Source organism: Pseudomonas cerasi, from assembly GCF_900074915.1.
Taxonomy (GTDB): domain Bacteria; phylum Pseudomonadota; class Gammaproteobacteria; order Pseudomonadales; family Pseudomonadaceae; genus Aquipseudomonas; species Aquipseudomonas cerasi.
The window spans coordinates 4,480,799-4,504,527 of the sequence record NZ_LT222319.1; the positions used below are offsets into that span (position 1 = coordinate 4,480,799).

19 protein-coding genes are annotated in these 23,729 nt (G+C 59.7%); 10 read left to right on the forward strand and 9 right to left on the reverse strand.

Annotated elements, in window-relative coordinates:
* Positions 1-31: 31 nt before the first annotated feature.
* From PCPL58_RS22255 to PCPL58_RS22265, 3 genes are read left to right on the forward strand one after another with little or no spacing between them, the layout of a single operon-like run.
* Complete coding sequence (locus tag PCPL58_RS22255; protein ID WP_065350464.1) at positions 32-1,192, forward strand: efflux RND transporter periplasmic adaptor subunit; 1,161 nt, start codon at positions 32-34, stop codon at positions 1,190-1,192.
* 3 nt (positions 1,193-1,195) lie between these two features.
* On the forward strand, positions 1,196-4,330 hold the full coding sequence (locus PCPL58_RS22260) for an efflux RND transporter permease subunit (protein WP_044308897.1): 3,135 nt from the start codon (positions 1,196-1,198) through the stop codon (positions 4,328-4,330).
* Positions 4,327-5,787, forward strand: coding sequence for an AdeC/AdeK/OprM family multidrug efflux complex outer membrane factor (locus PCPL58_RS22265; protein ID WP_003431378.1), 1,461 nt, complete (start codon positions 4,327-4,329; stop codon positions 5,785-5,787). Before PCPL58_RS22260 ends, PCPL58_RS22265 begins: the two co-directional genes overlap by 4 nt.
* A 67-nt stretch (positions 5,788-5,854) precedes the next feature.
* Here PCPL58_RS22265 and PCPL58_RS22270 read toward each other — a convergent pair whose 3' ends face one another.
* The 5 genes from PCPL58_RS22270 to pcaR all read right to left on the reverse strand — a co-directional run bounded on the left by PCPL58_RS22270 (position 5,855) and on the right by pcaR (position 11,203).
* Positions 5,855-7,156, reverse strand: coding sequence for an MFS family transporter (locus PCPL58_RS22270; RefSeq protein ID WP_065350465.1), 1,302 nt, complete (start codon positions 7,154-7,156; stop codon positions 5,855-5,857).
* 212 nt (positions 7,157-7,368) lie between these two features.
* Positions 7,369-8,568 (reverse strand): 3-oxoadipyl-CoA thiolase, encoded by a 1,200-nt coding sequence (gene pcaF, locus PCPL58_RS22275; protein WP_065350466.1) that lies wholly within the window; start codon positions 8,566-8,568, stop codon positions 7,369-7,371.
* Positions 8,568-9,350, reverse strand: coding sequence for a CoA-transferase subunit beta (locus PCPL58_RS22280; protein ID WP_170846028.1), 783 nt, complete (start codon positions 9,348-9,350; stop codon positions 8,568-8,570). Before PCPL58_RS22280 ends, pcaF begins: the two co-directional genes overlap by 1 nt.
* On the reverse strand, positions 9,347-10,204 hold the full coding sequence (locus PCPL58_RS22285; RefSeq protein WP_003363839.1) for a CoA transferase subunit A: 858 nt from the start codon (positions 10,202-10,204) through the stop codon (positions 9,347-9,349). Before PCPL58_RS22285 ends, PCPL58_RS22280 begins: the two co-directional genes overlap by 4 nt.
* A 156-nt stretch (positions 10,205-10,360) precedes the next feature.
* Complete coding sequence (pcaR, locus tag PCPL58_RS22290; RefSeq protein ID WP_003363842.1) at positions 10,361-11,203, reverse strand: pca regulon transcriptional regulator PcaR; 843 nt, start codon at positions 11,201-11,203, stop codon at positions 10,361-10,363.
* Positions 11,204-12,060: 857 nt separating this feature from the next.
* Between pcaR and PCPL58_RS22295 the strand changes: the two genes are divergently transcribed.
* Together PCPL58_RS22295 and PCPL58_RS22300 are read left to right on the forward strand one after the other, a co-directional pair.
* Positions 12,061-12,258: a hypothetical protein gene (locus tag PCPL58_RS22295; protein ID WP_002554967.1), complete on the forward strand. Its 198-nt coding sequence runs from the start codon at positions 12,061-12,063 to the stop codon at positions 12,256-12,258.
* A gap of 205 nt (positions 12,259-12,463) precedes the next feature.
* A complete protein-coding gene (locus tag PCPL58_RS22300) occupies positions 12,464-13,936 on the forward strand; it encodes an inorganic phosphate transporter (protein WP_003363847.1) in 1,473 nt (490 codons plus the stop codon).
* Positions 13,937-13,985: 49 nt separating this feature from the next.
* Here the strand turns inward: PCPL58_RS22300 and PCPL58_RS22305 are convergent, their stop codons facing one another.
* Both PCPL58_RS22305 and purU read right to left on the reverse strand, forming a co-directional pair.
* Entirely contained in the window at positions 13,986-14,186 is a 201-nt protein-coding gene (locus PCPL58_RS22305) for a hypothetical protein (RefSeq protein ID WP_065350467.1), read from the reverse strand.
* 76 nt (positions 14,187-14,262) lie between these two features.
* Positions 14,263-15,114: a formyltetrahydrofolate deformylase gene (purU, locus tag PCPL58_RS22310; protein ID WP_003363851.1), complete on the reverse strand. Its 852-nt coding sequence runs from the start codon at positions 15,112-15,114 to the stop codon at positions 14,263-14,265.
* A 358-nt stretch (positions 15,115-15,472) separates the two neighbouring features.
* Between purU and mvaT the strand changes: the two genes are divergently transcribed.
* Positions 15,473-15,853 (forward strand): histone-like nucleoid-structuring protein MvaT, encoded by a 381-nt coding sequence (gene mvaT / locus PCPL58_RS22315; RefSeq protein WP_065350468.1) that lies wholly within the window; start codon positions 15,473-15,475, stop codon positions 15,851-15,853.
* 73 nt (positions 15,854-15,926) lie between these two features.
* Here the strand turns inward: mvaT and sbcB are convergent, their stop codons facing one another.
* A complete protein-coding gene (sbcB, locus tag PCPL58_RS22320) occupies positions 15,927-17,357 on the reverse strand; it encodes an exodeoxyribonuclease I (RefSeq protein ID WP_065350469.1) in 1,431 nt (476 codons plus the stop codon).
* 180 nt (positions 17,358-17,537) lie between these two features.
* On the opposite strand from sbcB, the gene PCPL58_RS22325 reads away from it, so the two are divergent.
* Genes PCPL58_RS22325 through PCPL58_RS22340 form a run of 4 tightly spaced genes read left to right on the forward strand, consistent with a single transcriptional unit; the run spans position 17,538 to position 22,030 of the window.
* On the forward strand, positions 17,538-18,263 hold the full coding sequence (locus PCPL58_RS22325; protein WP_065350470.1) for an RDD family protein: 726 nt from the start codon (positions 17,538-17,540) through the stop codon (positions 18,261-18,263).
* The gene (locus tag PCPL58_RS22330) at positions 18,260-19,240 is read left to right on the forward strand and encodes a stage II sporulation protein M (protein ID WP_065350471.1); all 981 of its coding nucleotides are present in this window, start codon (positions 18,260-18,262) and stop codon (positions 19,238-19,240) included. Before PCPL58_RS22325 ends, PCPL58_RS22330 begins: the two co-directional genes overlap by 4 nt.
* Positions 19,227-20,816: a DUF4129 domain-containing protein gene (locus PCPL58_RS22335; protein ID WP_065350472.1), complete on the forward strand. Its 1,590-nt coding sequence runs from the start codon at positions 19,227-19,229 to the stop codon at positions 20,814-20,816. The genes PCPL58_RS22330 and PCPL58_RS22335 overlap by 14 nt, the downstream gene beginning before the upstream one ends.
* Entirely contained in the window at positions 20,813-22,030 is a 1,218-nt protein-coding gene (locus PCPL58_RS22340) for a DUF4350 domain-containing protein (RefSeq protein WP_065350473.1), read from the forward strand. Before PCPL58_RS22335 ends, PCPL58_RS22340 begins: the two co-directional genes overlap by 4 nt.
* 154 nt (positions 22,031-22,184) lie before the next feature.
* Here PCPL58_RS22340 and PCPL58_RS22345 read toward each other — a convergent pair whose 3' ends face one another.
* The gene (locus tag PCPL58_RS22345; protein ID WP_065350474.1) at positions 22,185-23,612 is read right to left on the reverse strand and encodes an aldehyde dehydrogenase family protein; all 1,428 of its coding nucleotides are present in this window, start codon (positions 23,610-23,612) and stop codon (positions 22,185-22,187) included.
* Positions 23,613-23,729 lie beyond the last annotated feature (117 nt).

Below are 23,729 nucleotides of genomic sequence, written 5' to 3' on the forward strand. Positions count from 1 at the left end.
GAGATAACAGGCTCCTGCCCCGAGGATCTTCATGCAATTCAAGCCAGCTGTTACCGTTCTGGTCACTGCCGTCGCCCTGGCAACCCTGCTCAGTGGCTGTAGCAAGAAGGAACAGGCCGCCCCGCCTGCGCAAACCCCTCAGGTAGGCGTCGTTACCATCAAAGCACAGCCGTATACCCTGACCACCGAGCTGCCAGGCCGGACCACCGCCTTCCGCGTCGCCGAGGTTCGCCCTCAGGTCAACGGCATCATTCTCAAGCGTCTGTTCACCGAAGGTGGCGATGTCAAAGCCGGTCAGCAGCTCTATCAGATCGACCCGGCTGTCTATGAGGCCAACGCCAACAGCGCCAAGGCCACCCTGCAGTCCGCCAAGTCGATGTCCGACCGCTACAAGCAACTGGTCAGCGAGCAAGCGGTAAGCCGTCAGGAATACGACACGGCGCTGGCCTCCACCCAGGAAGCTCAGGCTAGCCTGCAGACCGCCCAGATCAACCTGCGCTACACCAAGGTGCTGGCCCCTATTTCCGGCCGTATCGGTCGCTCTGCGGTGACTGAAGGCGCATTGGTGAGCAGCGCGCAGACCGACGCGATGGCAACCATCCAGCAGCTCGATCCGATCTATGTCGATGTGGTGCAGTCGTCTGCCGACATGCTCAAGCTGCGCAGCGATCTGGACAGCGGCAAGCTGCAGAAAGCCGGCGACAACGCCGCCAAGGTCAAGCTGACACTGGAAGACAACAGCGTCTACGGCCAGGAAGGCAAACTGGAATTCGCCGAAGTGTCGGTTGACCAGACCACCGGCTCCGTGACCCTGCGTGCCGTGTTCCCGAACCCTGAACACCGTCTGCTGCCGGGCATGTTCGTTCACGCCCAATTGCAGGCTGGCGTCAACTCGAAAGCCATTCTGGCACCGCAGCAAGGCATGACCCGCGACCTGAAAGGCACGCCGACCGCCATGGTCGTCAATCAGGACAACAAGGTTGAAATGCGTACGCTGGTGGCCAATCGCACCGTGGGCAGCGACTGGCTGATCGAAGACGGCCTGAAGGAAGGCGATCGTGTCATCACCGAAGGCTTGCAGTACGTCAAACCCGGCGCCGAAGTGAAAGTCGCCGAAGCGACCAACGTCAAAGGAGCAAACCCGGCACCTGCCCCGGCCACTGATAAAGCCGCAGGCAGCAAAGGGGAGTAACCCATGTCGAAATTTTTTATTGATCGACCCATTTTTGCCTGGGTTATTGCCCTCGTGATCATGCTGGTCGGCGCGCTGTCGATTTCCAGCCTGCCGATCAATCAGTACCCGAGCATCGCACCGCCTGCCATCGGTATCCAGGTCACCTATCCGGGCGCGTCTGCCCAGACGGTGCAGGACACGGTGGTTCAGGTCATCGAGCAACAGCTCAACGGTATCGATAACCTGCGTTATGTCAGCTCGGAAAGTAACTCCGACGGCAGCATGACCATCACGGCGACCTTCAATCAGGGCACCAACCCGGATACGGCGCAGGTGCAGGTACAGAACAAGCTCAACCTCGCCACCCCGCTGCTGCCGCAGGAAGTGCAGCAACAGGGTATCCGCGTCACCAAGGCAGTGAAGAACTTCCTGATGGTGATCGGCCTGGTGTCGGAAGACGGCAGCATGGGCAAGGAAGACTTGGCCAACTACATCGTGTCGAACATGCAGGACCCGATCTCGCGGACCTCCGGTGTGGGTGACTTCCAGGTGTTCGGTTCGCAGTACGCCATGCGTATCTGGCTCGATCCGGCCAAGCTGAACAACTTCCAGCTGACGCCAGTGGACGTGAAAGACGCGATCACCGCGCAGAACGTTCAGGTGTCGTCCGGCCAGTTGGGCGGCCTGCCATCGATCAGCGGCCAGCAGTTGAACGCCACGATCATCGGCAAGACCCGTCTGCAGACCGCCGAGCAGTTCGGCAATATCTTCCTCAAGGTCAACACCGATGGCTCGCAGGTTCGCCTGAAAGACGTCGCCACCGTGGGCCTGGGCGCAGAGAACTACAGCACCGACTCGCAGTTCGACGGCAAACCGGCTTCCGGTCTGGCCATCAAACTCGCCACCGGCGCCAACGCACTGGACACCGCCAAGGCCATCCGCGCGACCGTTTCCTCGCTGGAGCCGTTCTTCCCGCCTGGCATGAAAGTCGTGTACCCGTATGACACCACACCGGTGGTCAGCGAATCGATCAACGGCGTGGTGCACACCCTGATCGAAGCGATCGTGCTGGTGTTCCTGGTGATGTACCTGTTCCTGCAGAACTTCCGCGCAACCATCATCACCACGATGACGGTTCCGGTGGTCTTGCTGGGTACGTTCGGTATCCTCGCGGCCTTCGGCTTCACCATCAACACCCTGACCATGTTCGGTATGGTGCTGGCCATCGGCTTGCTGGTGGACGATGCGATTGTCGTGGTGGAAAACGTCGAGCGGGTCATGGAGGAGGAAAAGCTCTCCCCGCGCGACGCCACGATCAAATCCATGACTCAGATTCAGGGCGCGCTGGTCGGTATTGCCTTGGTGCTCTCGGCGGTTCTGTTGCCAATGGCGTTCTTCGGCGGCTCCACCGGGGTGATCTACAAGCAGTTCTCGATCACCATCGTCTCGGCCATGGCCCTGTCGGTCGTGGTTGCGCTGATCTTCACCCCGGCGCTGTGCGCCACCATGCTCAAGCCCATCGATCACGAGAAGCACGGGCAACCGAAACGTGGTTTCTTCGGCTGGTTCAACCGCACCTTCGACCGCAGCGTTCTGAGTTACGAGCGCGGCGTCGGCAACATGCTCAAGCACAAGTGGCCTGCGTATCTGGGTTACATACTGATCTGTGCGGGCATGGTGTTCATGTTCATGCGCATTCCGGCTGCGTTCCTGCCCGAAGAAGACCAGGGCGTTATCTTCGCCCAGATCCAGACACCGGCCGGCTCCTCGACCGCGCGTACGCAGGAAGTCATCGATCAGATGCGTGAGTACCTGCTGACCAAGGAAAGCGGCGCAGTGAAGTCGGTGTTCTCGGTAAACGGCTTCAACTTCGCGGGCCGCGGTCAAAGCTCGGCGATTGCTTTCGTGATGCTCAAGCCGTGGGAGGAGCGTGATTCCAATAACAGCGTCTTCGAACTGGCCAAACGGGCTCAGGGCTATTTCTTCAGCCTGCGCGACGCGATGGTGTTTGCGGTCGTCCCGCCTTCGGTACTCGAACTGGGTAACGCCACCGGCTTCGACGTTTACTTGCAGGATCAGGGCGGCGTGGGTCACGACAAGCTGATGGAAGCGCGTAACCAGTTCCTCGGCATGGCCGCACAGAGCAAGATTCTGGCGGGCGTACGTCCGAACGGACTGAACGACGAACCGCAGTACCAACTGATCATCGACGATGAGCGCGCCAGTGCATTGGGCATCACTCTGTCGGACATCAACAACACCCTGTCCATCGCGTTGGGTGGCAGCTACGTCAACGACTTCATCGACCGTGGCCGTGTGAAGAAGGTGTACATCCAGGGCGATGCAGGTGCGCGTATGACACCTGAAGACCTGAAGAAATGGTACGTGCGCAACAGCGCGGGTGAGATGGTGCCGTTCTCGGCCTTCGCCAGCGGCAAATGGTCCTACGGCTCGCCGAAACTGTCACGCTACAACGGCGTGGCGGCAGAGGAAGTGCTTGGTACTCCCGCCCCTGGTTACAGCAGCGGCGAGGCAATGGCTGAAGTCGAGGCGCTGGCCAAGAAGCTGCCACAAGGTATCGGCATTTCGTGGACCGGTCTGTCCTACGAGGAACGCCTGTCCGGATCGCAGGCCCCTGCCCTGTATGCCCTGTCGTTGCTGGTAGTGTTTCTCTGTCTGGCGGCGCTGTATGAAAGCTGGTCGATTCCGATCGCGGTCATCCTCGTGGTGCCACTGGGGGTTATCGGTGCACTGATGGCAACCAGCCTGCGCGGTCTGTCCAACGACGTGTTTTTCCAGGTCGGGCTGCTGGTGACGGTAGGTCTGGCGGCGAAAAACGCCATTCTGATCGTCGAGTTCGCCAAAGAGCTTCACGAACAGGGCAAGAGCCTGGTCGACTCGGCGATCGAGGCCTGCCGCATGCGTCTGCGCCCGATCATCATGACCTCCATGGCCTTCATCCTCGGCGTTGTACCGCTGGCGATTTCCTCGGGCGCAGGTTCGGGCAGTCAGCATTCGATCGGTACAGGCGTAATTGGCGGTATGATCACCGCAGTTATTCTGGCGATCTTCTGGGTGCCCCTGTTCTTCGTAACGGTTTCGGGGCTCTTCAAGAGCAAGCAGAAACATATTTCACACGATGAGGCTGGCCAATGAGCAAGTCATTGATCTCACTTGCAGTTACCGCGTTCATTCTCGGCGGCTGCTCTTTGATCCCCGATTACAAGCAGCCGGAAGCACCGGTCGCCGCACAATATCCGCAAGGGCCGGCGTACTCGCCGGTCGAAGGCGCCAAAATGGCCGCCGCGGAACAAGGCTGGCGGCACTTCTTCAATGACCCGGCGCTGCAACAGCTGATTCAGACTGCACTGCTCAACAACCGTGACCTGCGGGTTGCGGCGCTGAACATCGACGCTTACCGCGCCCAGTACCGTATCCAGCGCTCGGACCTGTTCCCTGCTGTTTCGGCCACCGGCAGCGGTACACGTCAGCGCGTGCCAGCCGACCAGTCGCAAACCGGTCAGTCCGGCATCACCAGCAGCTACTCGGCCAGCCTGGGCGTCAGCTCGTACGAGCTGGACCTCTTCGGCCGGGTCCGCAGCCTCAGCGAGCAGGCGCTGGAGACCTACTTCGCCAGCGAGGAAGCGCGTCGCAGCACCCAGATCAGTCTGGTGGCCAGCGTCGCCAATGCCTACATGACCTGGCAGGCCGACAAGGAACTGCTCAAGCTGACGCAGGACACCCTGAAGACCTACGAAGAAAGCTTCCGTCTGACCTCGCGTGCCAGCGAAGTCGGCGTTTCTTCGGCACTGGACCTGAGCCAGTCGCGCACCGCCGTCGAAAGCGCGCGCGCCAAACTGGCCCAGTACCAGCGCCTGGTTGCCCAGGATCAGAACAGCCTGGTGCTGCTGCTCGGCACCAGCCTGCCTGACAATCTGCCGGCCAGCCACTTGCTCGATTCCGACATGCTGACCGAAATGCCGGCAGGCCTGCCGTCAGACCTGCTGCAGCGTCGTCCGGACATTCTGGAGGCCGAGCACTCGCTCAAGGCGGCCAACGCCAACATCGGCGCGGCACGTGCAGCGTTCTTCCCGAGCATCAGCCTGACGGCCAGTGCCGGGACCAGCAGCAGCGAGCTGTCCGGCCTGTTCAAGGGCGGATCGGGTGCCTGGCTGTTCCAGCCAAGCATCAACATCCCGATCTTCAACGCCGGCAACCTGCGCGCCAGCCTGGACTACTCGAAAATCCAGAAGGAAATCAGCGTCGCCAACTACGAGAAGGCGATTCAGACCGCCTTCCAGGAAGTGTCCGACGGCCTGGCTTCACGCAAGACCTATGACGAGCAGCTCCAGGCGCAACGCGACTTCGTCGCAGCCAACCAGGACTACTACCGTCTGGCCGAGCGTCGCTACCGGATCGGCATCGACAGCAACCTGACCTTCCTCGACGCCCAGCGCTCGCTGTTCAGTGCGCAGCAAACGCTGATCACCGATCGCCTGTCGCAGCTGACCAGCGAGGTCAACCTGTACAAGGCCCTCGGCGGCGGCTGGTATGAAAGAACCGGACAGACCGAAACCATCTCCAAGGAGAAGCCTTCGGTTCAGCTGTTCTGATTGACAGCGGCACACAAAAAAACCACCTGATCAGGTGGTTTTTTTGTGGCCGAAACAAACCCTGCGATCAATGATCCTGATGCAGGTACTTGGGCTCTTTGGGCAAGCGCAGACTGAACAGGAACGCTACCGCCATCATGGCCGTCACGTACCAGTAAAAACTGTTCTCCATCCCGGCACTCTTGAGTTTCAGCGCAACCCACTCAGCCGAGCCACCGAACACCGCGTTGGCCACCGCATACGCCAGCCCCACGCCCAGTGCGCGAACCTGAGGTGGAAACATCTCGGCTTTGACCAGCCCGCTGATCGAGGTGTAGAAGCTGACGATCGCCAGCGCCAGGGTAATCAGCACAAAGGCAATGAACGGGTTGGTGGTGGTCTTGAGCGTCATCAGGATTGGTACTGTACACAGCGTACCCAGCGCACCGAACAGAAGCATCGAATTGCGACGGCCTATGCGGTCCGCGAGCATGCCGAAAAACGGTTGCATGCACATGTACAGAAACAGCGCGCCGGTCATGATGTAGCTGGCGGTCTTGGCTTCCATGCCTCCGGTGTTGACCAGGTATTTCTGCATGTAGGTCGTGAAGGTGTAGAAAATCAGCGAGCCACCGGCGGTGTAACCCAGCACTGTGATGAAGGCTGCGGCATGATGCTTGAACAGTGCCGCGATACTGCCGGCGTCCTTGTCCTGCCGGCTTTCGGCTGTGGTGGTTTCGTTGAGGGTGCGACGCAGCAGCAAGGCGATGACCGCTGCGGCGGCACCGATCACGAAGGGGATGCGCCAGCCGTAGTCACGCAACTCTTCGGTGGTCAGGAATTGCTGGAGGATGACCACCGTCAACACCGCCAGCAGTTGCCCGCCGATCAGAGTCACGTACTGAAACGAAGCATAAAAGCCACGCTGGCCACGCAACGCCACTTCACTCATGTAAGTGGCCGTGGTGCCGTACTCGCCACCCACCGACAGGCCTTGCAGCAGGCGCGCCATCAGCAACAAGGCCGGCGCCCAGGCACCAATCGATGCATAGGTCGGCAGGCAGGCAATGATCAATGATCCGGCACACATCATGGTGACCGAAATCAGCATGGAGTTCTTGCGACCATGTCTGTCTGCGACACGACCAAACAGCCAGCCGCCAATCGGACGCATCAGAAAGCCAGCGGCAAACACACCTGCAGTGTTGAGCAACTGAACGGTCGGATCATCGGAAGGAAAGAAAGCTGGTGCGAAATAAATCGCGCAGAAGGCGTAGATATAAAAGTCGAACCATTCGACCAGGTTGCCTGATGAAGCACCGACAATGGCGAAAATTCTTTTGCTTCGCTCCTCGCCGGTGTAATGCGGTGCTTTTGATGTTGTAGTCATTATTTTCCCCAAGCAGAACTGTCCATAAGAAACAATCTGTAACACCGTCTTTAATCGAGCACAATAAGTCAGAGCAATTCAGCCACCAGCAAAAATCGGCAGGGTTGAACATCCAGTGCCCGGACGAACAACAACCCGGATCATCGGCCCGCCTTTTCGTGGAGGCAGACAAACGATCCGGGTTGCTGGACAACAGGTTGAAACGGGAGGGCTTACCGCTCGATGGCCAGCGCCAGCCCCTGCCCGACGCCGACGCACATGGTTGCCAGGCCTCTGCGCCCGCCGGTTTTCTCCAGATGATGCAGCGCCGTCAGCACCAGCCGCGCGCCACTCATGCCCAGCGGATGGCCAAGGGCAATTGCCCCGCCGTTGGGATTGACCTGCGGCGCGTCGTCTGCAAGTCCCAGTTCGCGTAGTACCGCAATACCTTGGCTGGCAAATGCTTCATTGAGTTCGATGACATCGAAATCGGTCACCGCCAGGCCCAGCCGCTCGACCAGTTTACGCACCGCTGGCACCGGGCCAATGCCCATCACCCGAGGTGCAACCGCCGCGCTGGCCATGCCAAGCACGCGGGCACGGGGTGTCAGGCCATGCTTTTTCACCGCTTCGGCCGACGCTAGAATCAGCGCCGCAGCACCGTCGTTGACCCCGGACGCATTACCGGCAGTCACTGTGCGGTCCGGGCCGTTGACCGGCTTGAGCTTGCTCAGGGTTTCCAGACTGGTATCGCCACGCGGATGCTCATCCTTGTCGACAATGGTTTCGCCCTTTTTGTGCGCGACCCGCACCGGCACGATCTCTTCCTCGAAAAAGCCCGCAGCCTGGGCAACGGCAGTGCGTTGCTGGCTGCGCAGGGCGAAAGCGTCCTGATCGGCTCGAGAAATCCTGAAGTCGGTTGCAACGTTGTCGCCGGTCTCGGGCATTGAGTCCACGCCGTACTGCGCTTTCATCGCCGGATTGATAAAGCGCCAACCGATGGTGGTGTCTTCCAGCTTCATGTTGCGCGAAAACGCGGCATCGGCCTTGCCCATCACGAAGGGCGCACGAGACATCGACTCGACGCCTCCGGCGATTGCCAGCTCGATTTCACCTGACGCGATGGCCCGGAAAGCGGTGCCGATGGCGTCCATTCCGGAAGCACACAGGCGATTGAGGGTGACGCCCGGTACGCTTTCCGGCAGCCCGGCCAACAGAGCAGCTATGCGCGCAACGTTGCGGTTGTCCTCACCGGCCTGGTTGGCACAGCCGAAGAACACTTCGTCGATTTCTTCCCAGTTGACCGACGGATTGCGCTCCATCAGCGCCTTGATCGGCACCGCGGCCAGGTCGTCTGCACGCACTGAAGACAACCCGCCACCAAACCGACCGATGGGCGTACGAATCGCATCGCAAATGAATACTTCACGCATCACGCTTCTCCCGCAACCTGACCGTGAGCCGCAGCGGTTCGTGCTTCCAGATCACGCAGCGCCGTCAGTTCGACGTCAGTAGGCTCTTCGGACACAACAACGGTGTCGGCAAAGCGGATCGCCCAGCCGGTTGCGGCAATAACCTGCTCGCGGGTCACGCCAGGGTGCAGCGTGGTCACGACGAACTCATGGGTGCCGGCTTCCGGCTCCATGATGCACAGGTCGGTGATAATGCCCACCGGGCCAGCACCGGGCAGACCCAGACGCTTGCGCGAATCGCCGCCTTCGCCATGGCCAACCGAGGTGATGAAGTCCAGCTTGTCGACGAACGAACGCGCCGACTGCTTGAGAATGATCAGCACTGACTTGGCCGACCCGGCGATCTCCGGCGCACCACCGGCTCCCGGCAGACGCACTTTTGGATGATGGTAATCGCCGACCACGGTGGTGTTGATGTTGCCGAAACGGTCGACCTGCGCCGCGCCGAGAAAGCCGACATCGACACGGCCGCCCTGCAGCCAGTAACGAAAGATTTCGCTGGTGGATACCACTGTGTCTGCGGTTTCAGCCAACTCGCCATCACCGATAGACAGCGGCAACACCGTGGGCTTGGCGCCGATCGGACCCGACTCGTAGATCAGTACCACGTCGGGCGCAGAGGTAAGACGTGCCAGATTCGCCGCCTTCGAAGGCAGGCCGATGCCGACGAAGCACACAGAACCATTACGCAAGCGACGAGCTGCGGCAACGGTCATCATTTCACTGGTGGAGTAAGTCATTATTTGGCCTCCGAAGCGCGAGCCAGCTTGCTCTGGAATTCACTGAAGTCTGCGGTGCCGTGGATGTATTCATCGATCCACGCCGTGAACGTCTCCCGGTCTCGGGCGATCGGGTCCCAGGCCTGATAGAACGGATTGTCACGCTCGTAGTAGCCGTGCGCATAAGACGGGTGAGCGCCACCTGGCACCAGGCACACCGCACTCAGCGCCCAGGTTGGCAGCACGCAGGAATTCATCGGTGCCTTGAGGTCATCGACGATTTCCTCCACCGTCACAATGCAACGCTTCGCAGCCAGCGCGGCTTCTTTCTGCGCACCGAGAATGCCCCACAACAGCACGTTGCCCTTGCGGTCGGCTTTCTGCGCATGAATCACGGTGACGTCGGGACGTACCGAAGGCACCGCTGCCAATACTTCGCCGGTGAACGGGCAGGTGACCGTCTTGATCAGCGGGTTGACCTTGGGCAGGTCGGACCCGGCATAAGCGCGCAGCACCGCAAACGGCAGACCGGATGCGCCAGCGACATAGGCGTTGGCGAGGTCGGCGTGGCTGTGCTCTTCAATTTCCATTTCACGCGGCCACTGTTTTTCAACGGCATCGCGCAAACGGTGCAAGGAGCCAACCCCAGGGTTGCCGCCCCACGAAAAAATCAGCCGCTTCGCACAACCGGCGCCGATCAACTGGTCGTAGATCAGGTCAGGCGTCATGCGCACCAGGGTCAGGTCTTTTTTACCCTGACGGATGATTTCATGGCCGGCGGCCGTGGGGATCAGATGAGTGAAGCCTTCCAGCGCAACGGTGTCGCCATCGTTGACCAGTTGCTTCACCGCATCGCGTAGAGAAAGAATGTCTGCCATGAGGTGCTCCGAACCCAACATCACGTTCAATGATCAGCGCGAAGACCTGCGCCGGAATGAAAATGAGGTTATGCCTGAGCACGAGGGCAAACAATCCGATAATCGACTAAACGTTCGGTAATCGAACGAATTCAGTCAGTCGAAAACACGGCCACGTCAGGTAAATAGTTGCGTGCTCAGGTCACGACTGGCATCGAGCATGATCGGCAAAAAGCGCTGTTCCAGCTCGCTGCGTGCCACACGCCCGGCACTGGTGCTGACATTCAGCGCGGCCAGCACCTGGCCCGACGCATCATAGACCGGCACGGCAATCGAACGCAGCCCCTGCTCCAGTTCCTGATCGACAATGCACCAGCCCTGCTGCCGAACCAGTTGCAGACATTCGAGCAGGGCTTCCGGCGTGCGAATGGTGCGGCTGGTCTTGGGCTGCAGATCCACATGGTCAAGGTATTCATGCAACGACACGTCATCGAGTGCGGCCAGCAGAATGCGGCCCATGGACGTGCAGTACGCGGGAAGACGGCCGCCCACTGAGAGGTCGACCGAGATCAGCCGCTGCGTCGTGGCAGAGCGCGCTATATAAAGAATGTCGTCGCCTTCCAGCGTGGCCATGTTGCACGCCTCATGCAACTGGTCACTCATACGGTCCAGATAAGGCTGCGAAGACGTTGCCAGTGGCGTCGATGACAAATAGGCGTGGCCCAGGGTCAGCACCTTGGGCAGTAGCGAGTAGGTACGGCCGTCAGTGGTCGCATAACCGAGCTTGATCAGGGTATGCAGGCATCGACGCACTGCCGCGCGGGGGATTTCCGTGCGATGGCTGATCTGCGCAATGGTCAGGTGCCGCTTGCGCTCTTGAAAGGCGTGAATCACGGCCAGCCCACGTGCCAGCGACGTCATGAAATCCGGGTCACCGGTCAGCGCCTGAATGCGCTTTGCGGGCGATGCCACGATGGGCGGTGCCAATGAGGCAAAAGATTTACGCAGTTCGTCGTTCATTGACACACCTTATGTAACTGCCTTGAAGCCCTGTAAACCGCAGGTTTCAGCTCTTTTTAGAGAAGCGAAACCCGCACCCACTTGTGCGATTATCGAACAGGTGGCCGATAATCGCAATTGACCCCATGTAAATATACTTATACCTTTACCTCTGCCATGAAGTGACTTCTTGGAAATACTGGTCAGGTACCCACTGAGAAGTCCAAGGCAGCGGCCTTGCTCACCAAGCAAGGCCGTTTTCATTATTCAGGCACCTTCCTCGCGACCGACGCTTGCGACCCCCTCCTCGTCATCCCATTCCCGGTCTGTGCCCGCCGCGTAACTCCACACATCCTGCATATAAAAGGCGTTGAATTTCTTCGCCAACATTTTGTCGTCGAGAGTGAAAACTGTTTTATAAAACTTATGTCATATAAACGGCTCACTGAAACTTCGGAACAATCGTACAAAAAAACCAGACCAGTGAACTCATTCAACCTCTGTTGTTGACGTAGCAGAAGTTCTTGGAGATAGTATCCGTCAGTTGGTCGGCACTACCCTCGCAACGATTGATCCGTTCACCCGATTCCCGCCTCGACTGTCCTGTCGGCGCGTTGTCGCGGTGCACCCTCGCAGCGAGACCTTAAGCAGGCCTGCCAGCGCAAGCCCTGCGCTTGAAATCAAACGAGTGTCGCTACGACAGGTGTTTTTCTCTGGTGCACGTAGCCGCAGACAACAACAGGCATGTCCGGTAAACCTTTCGCGCAATTGTCCGAACAGGTCGCTGACTGTATTGGGTATACAGCCAGACTGGAGTGAACATACTTGCAATGTTTTGCGTCATCGCCAGAGCCCATTCGACTCAAACAGGTATTAAAGTGACTAAAGATGAACTGCGCGCGGAACTTGAGCGCCAGGAGCAACGCTACAAGGATGTCTACGGCGGTGAAATCACCACCTACGCCGCGCAACCGGAACCGGAACGCAAGCCCTGGCGCAAAAGAGCCAGCCTGCTGGACCAGGCGTTCAAGCAAGAACTGCAAAAAATGGAAGAAGGCCTGAAAGAAGAGCCGTGACAGCGCGGGTCTGATGACCCTGCCCGATTCGCCTCTCACTTCCAGCACCCTGAATTACATGCCTTACTGCCTCATTGAGCATTCAACGGGGCGGCGCTCATGCGTCTTTTTTTTGGTTTGAGGCGACACCTGGCGGTGACGACAAGTCGTTCGGTATTTTTTCTGTCATAATCGCGCCCCCTTCAGACCCGGTCAGAAAACCTACATGATCGATTTATTCAGCGGGCTTGATGCCTGGGTGCTTGTGAGCCTGTTGCTCGCCCTGGCTTTCGTCCTCACCTTCGAGTTCATCAACGGCTTTCATGACACCGCCAACGCGGTGGCGACAGTCATTTATACCAAAGCGATGCCGCCTCATCTGGCCGTGTTCTTTTCCGGTGTATTCAACTTTCTCGGCGTGTTGCTGGGCGGCGTAGGCGTTGCCTATGCCATCGTCCATCTGCTGCCGGTCGAGCTGCTCATCAACGTCAACACCGGACATGGCCTGGCCATGGTGTTCTCGCTGCTGGCGGCGGCGATTACCTGGAACCTCGGTACCTGGTACTTCGGTATTCCGGCCTCCAGTTCGCATACGCTGATCGGCTCGATACTCGGTGTGGGTCTGGCCAATGCGCTGCTCAACGATATCCCGTTGGCCGATGGCGTGAACTGGCAAAAAGCGATCGATATCGGTGCTTCGCTGGTGTTCTCGCCGCTGGCCGGCTTTATCGTTGCGGGTCTGGTGCTGGTTGCCCTGAAATGGTGGCGCCCGCTGTCGAAGATGCACAAGACCCCCGACCAGCGCCGCAAGCTGGATGACAAGAAGCACCCGCCGTTCTGGAACCGTCTGGTGCTGGTCATTTCCGCCATGGCGGTCAGCTTCGTACACGGTTCGAATGACGGCCAGAAAGGCATTGGCCTGATCATGCTGGTGCTGATCGGTATCGTGCCCAGCCAGTTCGTGCTTGACCTCACCAGCACCACCTATCAGATCGAACGCACCCGCGATGCGACCCAGCACCTGAGCCAGTTCTATCAGCGCAACAGCAGCACGCTGGGTGAATATCTGGCGATGGGTAAAGCTGAAAAAGGCGACCTGCCGTCCAGCTCCGCCTGTAATCCGAAGCAGACCGAACCTACCATCGACGCGCTGCTCGACCGCCTGAAAGGCGTGTCCGACTACCACGCGCTGGCCCCTGAAAGCCGCATCGAAGTACGTCGCTATCTGTTGTGCCTGGACGACACCGCCCGCAAGGTCGGCAAACTTCCGGACCTGTCTGCGCGTGAAAAATCCGACCTGGAGAAACTTCGCAAGGACCTGACCACCACCACCGAATACGCACCGTTCTGGGTGATTCTCGCAGTGGCACTGGCGCTGGGCATCGGCACCATGGTCGGCTGGAAACGCGTGGTCCTGACGATCGGCGAGAAGATCGGCAAGCAGGGCATGACTTACGCACAAGGCATGTCGGCGCAAATCACCACCGCCTGCGCGATTGGTCTGGCCAACGTGTTCAGTCTGCCAGTCTCCACCACGCACATTCTGTCTTCAGGTGTAGCTGGCACCATGGTCGCCAACAAGAGCGGCCTGCAAGGCGGAACCGTGCGCACCATCCTGCTGGCCTGGGTGCTGACCCTTCCGGCGACCGTCGCCTTGTCCGCAGCGCTGTTCTGGCTGGCTTCCAAAGCCCTGGCCTGATCTGAAACCCTTTGGGCGGTGCATGCACGGCGCCGCTCAAGGGTTTGACTCACTTCACCTCTTGCGTCCCCTCCTCCTCAAGCCCTTCATCAGGCGCTTGCGCTTGCTGCAGCTCGCGCCACAGTGCTGCGGCTCCGTCGAAATCAGTGCCGTTTTCCGCAGTCAGTTCAGCAGGGTCATAGCGGCTCAGGCAGCCTTCGCCAAGCGTTGCCGGAGCGGTGGAAGTGGCTTTGTCGAGAGGATCGGTCATTGGCGGTCACCTTGCGCGTTGCACCATTGCCGACATTGAGTCGGGAGCGCGACGGGCGCGCTCCGGAAAAGATAGATCAGTCGAAGACGACTGTCTTGTTGTCGTGAACCAGAACGCGGTCTTCCAGGTGAGCACGCAGGCCGCGGGCCAGCACCATTTTTTCCACGTCGCGGCCGAAACGCACCATGTTTTCGATGCTGTCACGGTGGCTGACGCGCACGACGTCCTGCTCGATGATCGGACCGGCGTCGAGCTCTTCGGTCACATAGTGACAGGTCGCACCGATCAGTTTGACGCCACGCAACGAGGCCTGGTGATAAGGCTTGGCGCCGACGAACGATGGCAGGAAGCTGTGGTGGATATTGATGACCTGATGGGCATATTCACGGCACAGCTGTGGCGGCAGGATCTGCATGTAACGCGCCAGAACCACGACGTCGGCCTGGTGATGACCGACCAGACGCGATACCTCGGCGAACGCAGGCTCCTTGTCTTTCGGGTCCACCGGAACATGGTAGTAAGGGATGTCATGCCACTCGACCATGCTACGCAGGTCCTGGTGGTTTGAAATCACACAGGCGATGTCGCAGTCGAGTTCGTCACTGTGCCAACGGTGCAGCAGGTCAGCCAGACAGTGCGATTCACGACTTGCCATGAGCACGACGCGCTTCTTCTGCGCCGAGTCGGTAATGCGCCAGTCCATCGAAAACTCTTCGGCGATCGGCGTGAAGGCTTCACGGAACCCGTCCAGGTCAAAAGGCAGGGTGTCGGCACGAATCTCGTGACGCATGAAAAACCAGCCGCTGAGATTGTCAGAATGATGACTCGCTTCGGTGATCCAGCCGTTATGGGACGCCAGAAAGTTACTGACTTTGGCAACGATGCCTACACGGTCCGGGCAAGCAATCACCAGACGAAAAGTGCGCATTAGGGGAAACTCCAGAACTTCGCAAAGCCGCTATTCTAGCGGCTGCGCAGCAAAACTGCAGTATCTCTGTTGCCTGAATTCAGATGCCGAAAAAGCACACCGCCAAGGCCAAAGATTGCACCTTGCCAGTATGGGTTTTTACGGGGTCCGCCGCTAAACAAAACCTGTAATAAGGAGGGCTTTATAGCGGCGATCTTTTGAAGGACGCACGGCCCACCCCTAGTTCAGAGGTCTGTAGGACGCGTGTATATTGCTAAATAATTCAAATAAAACTTTTATTTAATGTTTACTTGCTCATTTACAGTGACTATTATTGCAGCACTGTATCCCTGCAACCCTCACAACATAAGGTCTCCTCATGTCCCTGATCAACGAATACCGCGCCACAGAAGAAGCTATCAAAGAACTGCAAGCCCGTTTGAAGAACCTGTCGCAAGACGACAAACTGCAAACCGAGCTGGAATTCGAAGGCAAACTGCGCACGCTGATGGGCGAATACCAAAAGTCGCTGCGTGACATCATTGCCCTGCTGGATCCGGATGCCAAGGTAAACAAGGCCCCTCGTGGCGGCTCTGTTAAACCTGCCGGCACCAAACGCGCGCGCAAGGTCAAGCAATACAAGAACCCGCACAACGGTGAAGTCATCGAAACCAAAGGTGGCAACCACAAGACGCTGAAAGAGTGGAAAGCCAAGTGGGGCAGCGACGACGTTGAAAGCTGGGCCACTTTGCTGGGCTAAGCTTCACAAGGTCGCGGTTCATCGCGATTGCAAAAACGCCAGCTTGCTGGCGTTTTTTATTGCCCGGTATTTTCTATACGCCCAGACGGTTACTCAGTTCGTTTGCATAATCCTGCCATTGCCGCAACACCTCCAACTGCTCTGGCGCGGCACTAAGGGAGCATTCTATCAATGCGGCCGTAAAGTCATGCAGGGTGTTGGGAGCGCCCCATTCCGGGCTGCGCAATCGCTGCTGACAGAAATCCCGCCAGCGTGTTTGCTCTTCGCCACTCAAGGTGTCAGGAAAGTTACGAGCGCGATACCGGAATAACAATTCAGGCAATCGGGCATCATCAAACGGCCAGGCGTCACGCGCCAATTGTTCGGGTTCGGCCTGCCGAACTTGCTCACACAGTCGACGATCACGGTCCCCCATAAAACCATCATATAACTGCTGTTCGGGATCTTCACTTGCGGCGAAATCGTCCTTGCCGTAAACGGCCGCCAGTTTATCGTGCCAAACTTCGCGGTGTTCACTCAATTGCGTTGCGCGCGCCTGATAGCCGGCCATGTCCAGTTGCAGCCGCTGCTGATCTTCGCTACGCAGCACCCCCAGCGGCGCGATCACCGGGCAGCGGTTTATATGCAATAGTTTGAGCGGCACGGGCAATTCGCCGTCGCCCAGCGCGTCGTGCCGCGTATATAAACGCCGTTTGAGTATTTCAGCGTCCTCGTGCAACAACGGTGAATGATCCAGGTGCAGATCACACACGATCAGCGCATTGCGATTATGCGGGTGCCATGCCAACGGCAGCACCACGCCGAGGTAATTGCGCGCCGCAGAAAAGCGTCCGGAAATATGCACCAGAGGCTGCATCAGGCGAACCTGCTCCTGGACTTTCTGTTTGCTGCGCAATGCAAACAAATAGTCATAAAGCTTCGGCTGCTTTTCACGAATCAAACGGGCCAGAGCAATAGTTGCACGCACATCGGATAACGCGTCGTGCGCCTGTCCATGATCAATACCATTGGCAGCCGTCAGCCGCTCCAGTTTCAGCGTGACCCGACCGTCCTGTTCCGGCCAGACAATGCCATCGGGGCGCAATGCATAGGCAGCCCGGACAACATCGATCAGATCCCAGCGACTGTTGCCCCCCTGCCATTCGCGGGCATAGGGGTCGAAGAAGTTGCGATAAAAACTGTAGCGCGTGACTTCGTCATCAAAACGCAGGGTGTTGTAACCCGCGCCACAGGTACCCGGTGCCGACAGTTCGGCATATACGCGCGTCATGAAATCGGCCTCGCACAAGCCTTTTTCTGCCAGCGTGGCTGGAGTGATTCCGGTAATCATGCAGGCGGCAGGATGAGGCAGGATGTCATCGCTGAGCTGGCAGTGCAGATTGACCGGAGCCGCGATTTCATTGAGGTCGGTATCCGTGCGAATCCCGGCCATCTGCAGCGCACGATCATTGCGCGGGTTGATACCGGTGGTTTCGTAGTCGTACCAGAAGATGCTGGAAGTCACGGGCTGATCCTGAACAAAAGACCCGCGAAGTGTAGGGCGTGACAGGTGTCATTGGCTAATCGGGTCGTATCCGGCGCACCGGGAAATGTTTTCTTACAGCCCGCGTATTGAATGGTCGGTTGCTTAGCTCCGCTGCGGTAGCTAGCATCAGTTTTCGTTTTCAGGCGCGTCCTTCCGACAATGTCATCCCGTCCCGCTTCGCCAAGGAATGCAGCGCTGCCCACGCCATTGGACACGCGCATTGAAATCGAGACGCCAGAAGGCATCGACATGCTTCTGCGCCCTGCCGGGCTGGTTTCCCGCGCACTGGCGTTCGGCATCGACTTTGCTATTCGCGCAGCCCTCATCGGCGTGTTCTTTGTGCTTCTGCAACTGTTCGACAAGCTCGGCATGGGTCTGGCCGCTTTGGTGTTTTTTCTGCTGAACTGGTGGTACATGGTGCTGTTTGAAGTGCTCAACCAGGGACGCACACCCGGAAAGCGCCTGCTCGGGCTGCGGGTGGTGCATGACGACGGCACGCCCATAGACTGGTCTTCGTCGCTGATCCGCAATCTGCTGCGCTTCGTCGACATGCTCCCGCTGGGCTACGGGCTGGGGGCGATCACTTGTCTGAACCATTCGCTATTCAAACGGCTGGGTGATCTCGCCGCCGGAACGCTGGTGATTTACAGCGACCGGCCGGTGGCGCGCCCCACCCTGCCGCAGGCCGAACCGGTCATGGTGCCCTTTGCCCTGCATCTGGATGAACAGCGGGCGGTGCTCGGCCTGGCAGAGCGGCAGGGTGAACTGTCCAGCGCACGAACCCAGGAACTGGCGGCCATCCTTGCCGAACCCTTGCGTATCCCCGCCGACACGGCGGTCGCTCATGTCAACGGCATCGCCCGCAACCTGCTGGGGCCGACATGAAGCAGAGCCTGTTTGAAACCCGCCATCAGCAGGAGTGGCAACGCTTTGAACAGCGCCTGACGGCCCTTGAACAGGGCAAGGGCGATGTCAGCGGCGGCGAGAGCTTTCCCGGCGATTATCGACGCCTCTGCCACCATCTGGCGCTGGCCCAGGAGCGCGGCTACAGCAGCCATCTGGTCGATCCCCTGCACCAATTGGCCATGCGCGGTCACCAGCAACTCTACCGTCACCGCAGCACTGCCGGGGTACGACTGCTGAGCTTCGTTCTGAGCGGCTTTCCGCGACGCGTGCGGGCCGAGTGGCGCTTTGTACTGGTTGCCAGCCTGCTGCTGTTCGGCAGCCTGATCGGCATGGCGTTGCTGGTGTATGGTTTTCCACAACTGATCTACAGCGTCGTCAGCCCCGAACAACTGGCAGACATGCAGAGCATGTATGACCCGTCGGCCAGCCGGGTCGGACAGCCCGTCGAGCGGGGTTCCGATACGGACTGGATGATGTTCGGCTACTACATCATGAACAACATCGGTATCGCCTTCCAGACCTATGCCAGCGGCTTGCTGTTCGGACTGGGCAGCCTGTTCTTCCTGCTCTTCAACGGGTTGATGACCGGCGCAATCGCCGGGCACCTGACAGACATCGGTTACGGACAGACCTTCTGGCCCTTCGTCATTGGTCACGGCGCCTTCGAGCTGACGGCCATCGCCCTGGCCGGGGCGGCGGGTCTCAAGCTGGGCTGGGCCTTGCTGGCCCCCGGAAGGCTGACGCGCAGTGCCGCGCTGCGCATCGCCGCGCGGGCCAGTATGCAACTGGTCGGCGGGGTAATCCTGTTTCTGCTGATCGCAGCCTTCATCGAGGCGTACTGGTCATCGATGACCTGGCCCGGACTACTTCTCAAGTACGTGACAGGTACCGTCCTGTGGGTGATGGTGGCCGCGTATCTGACTCTGGCAGGACGTACACCTCATGCGCCTGACTGAGTCGACCGTTGCCATACGCCCGCGCTTGCCCTGGGAAGCCATCGACCTGGGCGTGCTGCTCGCCGGGCGGCACCGCCGCGTGCTGATGAGCAGTTGGGCAATCGTCACCCTGCCCTTTTTCTGCATCCTCAGTGCGTTGCTCTGGGATTACCCCACGGCCGCCATCCTGCTGTTCTGGTGGCTCAAACCTGCGTTCGAACGGTTGCCGCTGCTGATCCTTTCGCAGTCACTGTTCGGTGCCACACCGACACTGCGACAGGCCCTCAAGGCATGGCCGGCGACCCTGAAGGAGCAACTGCTGCCCAGCCTCCTGTGGCGACGTCTTTCCCTGAGTCGCAGTTTCCAACTGCCGGTCCAGCAACTGGAGCATCTGGCAGGTACCGAGCGCGCCCTGCGCATCAGCCTGCTCAGCCAGAAAGACCTGCGTGCCGCACAGCTGCTCACCATCGTTGGCGCACACCTGGAATACGCACTGTGGATAGGCCTGCTGATCCTGCTCTACGCCCTGATACCGCAGCAGATCCAGATCGACTGGCACTGGATGAGTCTGCTCGACGTTGAAAACCAGTGGCTGTGGATCGACCACCTGACCAACCTTTTCTATGCCCTGGCGCTGGTCATCTGGGAGCCTGTGTATGTCGCCTGCGGCTTCACCCTGTATTTGAATCGCCGCACGGTTCTTGAAGCCTGGGATATAGAGCTGATCTTCCGGCGCCTGCGGCAGCGCCTGATTGGCACGGCCTATGCGGTGTTGATGGGCGTCGGGCTGGTACTTTCTGCAGCGCCAGCACCGGCTTGGGCCGATCAACCCAGCTACAGCTGCCCATTGCCGGAAACCGCTCAGACGGACCCTGACCCGTCCATGGCCGCGCCCGACACACCGCGCCTGACCCGCCAGTCCCTGACCAGCGAAGCGGCACGCAGCCAGATCCAGAACGTTCTGCAACAACCGCCCTTCCGTAATCCAAAGACTGAAACCGGCTGGCGCTTTCCTGAAAAACAGAAAGGCCAGTCTGCGGCTCGGGACACGCGCGACCAGAGCTGGCTGATGACCTGGCTCAATCGGCTTCTGCGCGCAGCGAGCGCCCTGGCCAGCCTGATTGAAGTGCTGCTGTGGGCCGTGGTCATCGTGCTTGTGGGGCTGGTGATCTTCCGTTATCGGGACTGGTTCAGGACCTTCGCAGGCCGAGAGGTCAGCAAGGTAAAAACCACCCGCCCGGCGCCGGAGCAACTTTTCGGCCTGCAAGTCAGTGCCGAAAGCCTGCCCGACGATGTTGCCGGCCGGGCCGAACAGCTCTGGAACAGCCAGCCTCGCGAAGCGCTGGGTCTGTTGTATCGCGCCCTGCTCAGCCGCTTGCTGAGCGACTATCGATTGCCATTAAAAAATGCCGATACCGAAAGTCAGGTGCTGGAACGTATCGCCGCGCTCAACCAGCCGCGGCTGAGTGAGTTCAGCCACACGCTGACCCTGCACTGGCAGAACCTCGCCTATGGACATCGCCTGCCACCGGCCCATGCCCGGCAGGAACTCTGCGATGGCTGGCGTCGTCTGTTCAGCCAGGCAGCGCAGCCATGAGCCGCCGCACCGGCCTGCTGATCGGGCTGCTGGCGCTGTTGCTGCTGGCAGGCGGCGCGCTGTTTCTGAGCACTCAGCTCGAGCGCTACGAGAAAACGGTCGATCAGGGCCCCTCGCCACAGGCGAAGGCCAATCCCTGGCTGGCGGCCGAACATTTTCTGCGTGGCCGCTCCATCACGGTCAATACCATCGACACGCTGGCTCAACTTCCCGACCCGACTCAGAGCACCCAGACCCTGCTGCTGCTCGATGACCGGGAAGACATGACCCCGGCGCAAACCCAAAAGCTGCTGAACTGGGCCGAGGCAGGCGGGCACCTGCTGTTCGTCGCCGAACAACTTTGGGACGAACAAAAAGGCCGCAGCGGCGATCTGCTGCTGGACAGTCTGCAGATTAATCAGTACCTCACCAAAGACATCAATGCCAAGGAACAGCAGTTGACCGACGCTCAGCCGCCACTGCCCATCCCGCTGATGACGCCCGCCCCCAAACGCAAGAAAATGCCCTGGCCGGAGCTGACCCGCCTGTACCTGGAAAACGAAAGCGCCCCGGCCTACATGAGTTTCGATCCGGCGTTTCACCTCGAAGACCCGGAAGATCACGCTCAATCCTGGGCCAACAGCGCCGATGCCACACACCTGCTGCAAATAAGCCGGGGCAACGGGCTGATCACCGTCGTCACGGACGCCAACCTGTGGAAAACCCGCTCGATCGGCCACTATGACAATGCCTGGCTGCTCTGGTATCTGACGCAGGACAGTCAAGTGACCCTGGTGCTGCAAACCGAACACGACAACCTGCTGAGCCTGTTGCTGCGTAACTATCCTCAGGCGCTGCTGACGCTGGCACTGCTGATCGGCCTGGGTCTCTGGCACATCGGTCTGCGCGAGGGCCCGTTGCGCAGGCCCGCGCCACTTGCACGCCGCCAACTGACCGAGCACCTGCGCGCCAGCGCCGAGTTCCTGCGCAAACACACCGGGCAGCAGGCGCTGATCAAACGCCTGCAACAGGACATCCTGCGTCGCGCCCGCCAACTGCATCCCGGTTTCGAGCGGCTGGTCGTTGCCGAACAGTGGCAAGTGCTTGCACGCCTGACCCGTCAGCCCACCAGCGCCATCAGCGACGCACTGCGCCCTCGCCCGCCGCAACGCCTGTCACACAGCGAATTCACCCGCCAGGTAGCCCACTTGCAAACGCTCAGGAATGCCTTGTAACCCGGCACCCGCAGAGGGCCGTTTTTCTGTGCATCAATCACCCGGTGTGTGAATGCCAGGCCGAATAGGGATCATTCCAGTGAGCCCCGTCCGATAAACCACGTCCAGCAGCGTATAACGAATAAAGGGAGGCTCTTTCCAGGCAGAAAGAGACCTACCCCAGGCACCGGGTCACATGCTTCACCGCCTGATAGGCCGCCAGTCCCCAAGGCCCGAGCTCACGCCCGATACCGCTGCCCTTGTTGCCGCCCCACGACGTTTCGACAAATACCGCCTGGATCGAGTTGATCCACACATGCCCTACTTCCAGCGCATCGGCCACCCGTTCGGCGCGCTCGATATCAGCGCTGGCAACCGTCGCCACCAGCCCAAAGCAGCTGTCATTGGCCAGGTCGACAGCTTCCTGTTCAGTGCTGAAACAGCGGAGGCACAGCACCGGACCAAAGATTTCTTCACCCCACAGGCGACTGCTGACAGGCACGTCGCGGTACAACGTCGGGCTGACGAACCAACCATCACGTGCCAGTGCTGTTCCACCGGTCAGACACTGCATACCCTCCTCCCGGGCAACAGTGAAATACTCACGGACCTTGTGCCACTGCGCCTCACTGCTCAGTGGTCCCATGTCGACGTCTTCAGTCAGCGGGTTACCGACCCGCAGCGCTTCGAATGCCTTCTGCAAACGAGGAATCAATGCCTCGGCGATGCCCTCTTGAACCAACAGCCGCGAGGTGGCCGAGCACATTTGCCCGGCGTTCCAGCAGATGCCAGCGACGATCCACTCCACCGCCTGATCCGGGTCGCAGTCGTCGAATACGATAATCGCGGATTTACCGCCCAGCTCCAGCGTCACCGGCCGACAATACGCCGCTGCGCTGTGCATGACTTGGCGGCCCACACCGTTGCTGCCGGTGAAAGACAGCTTGTCCAGACCTGGATGGTTGCTCAACGCTGCGCCGGTATCAGCCCTGCCGCTGACGATATTCAGCACTCCGGCGGGCAAGCCGAGCGCGTCGGCAACTTCGCCGTAAACCTGCTCGATCAGGGGCGTGACCTCCGAGGGCTTGAGCACCACAGTGCAACCGGCAGCCAACGCCGGAGCGAGTTTCCAGGCACTGGTGACCAGCGGAAAATTCCACGGCACGATCAGCCCCACTACGCCCACCGGCTCTAGGCGGGTACGCGAAGTAAAGCCGGAGGCGGCCAGTTCAACCTCGCGATGGGTTGGCTGAGCCTCGATCAGGTGGGCGAAGTAACTGAACGTTGCCACGGCGTCATCCAGATCGACTTCGGCTTCATGACGAGGCTTGCCGTTATTGCGCATCAGCAGCGCAATCAAGGCTTCGCGGCGCTGCGCGAGGTGATCAGAAAAGCCGCGCAGCAATGAGGCACGTTCGGCAGCAGGCGTATTTTTCCAGACGGGAAGCGCGGCGCGGGCAGCGGCGACAGCCTGATCGACCTGCGCGCTACTGGCGCTGATCACTTCGGCGAAGGGCTGGCCCAGAGCGGGCTCGTGGACGATCAGAACGTCAGCCCCCTGGCCTTCCAGCCAACGACCGTTGATGTAATGCGGGGTGTTCATGGCAGAGCTCCATCAAGAATTCCATGCAGGGCGCAATTGCACCGGGCAGGCTTTATCCGCCAGGCAGACGCCACCGATTTGCGGCTGAAGCGGATTGGCTCGCAGCGGCGGCGGTGA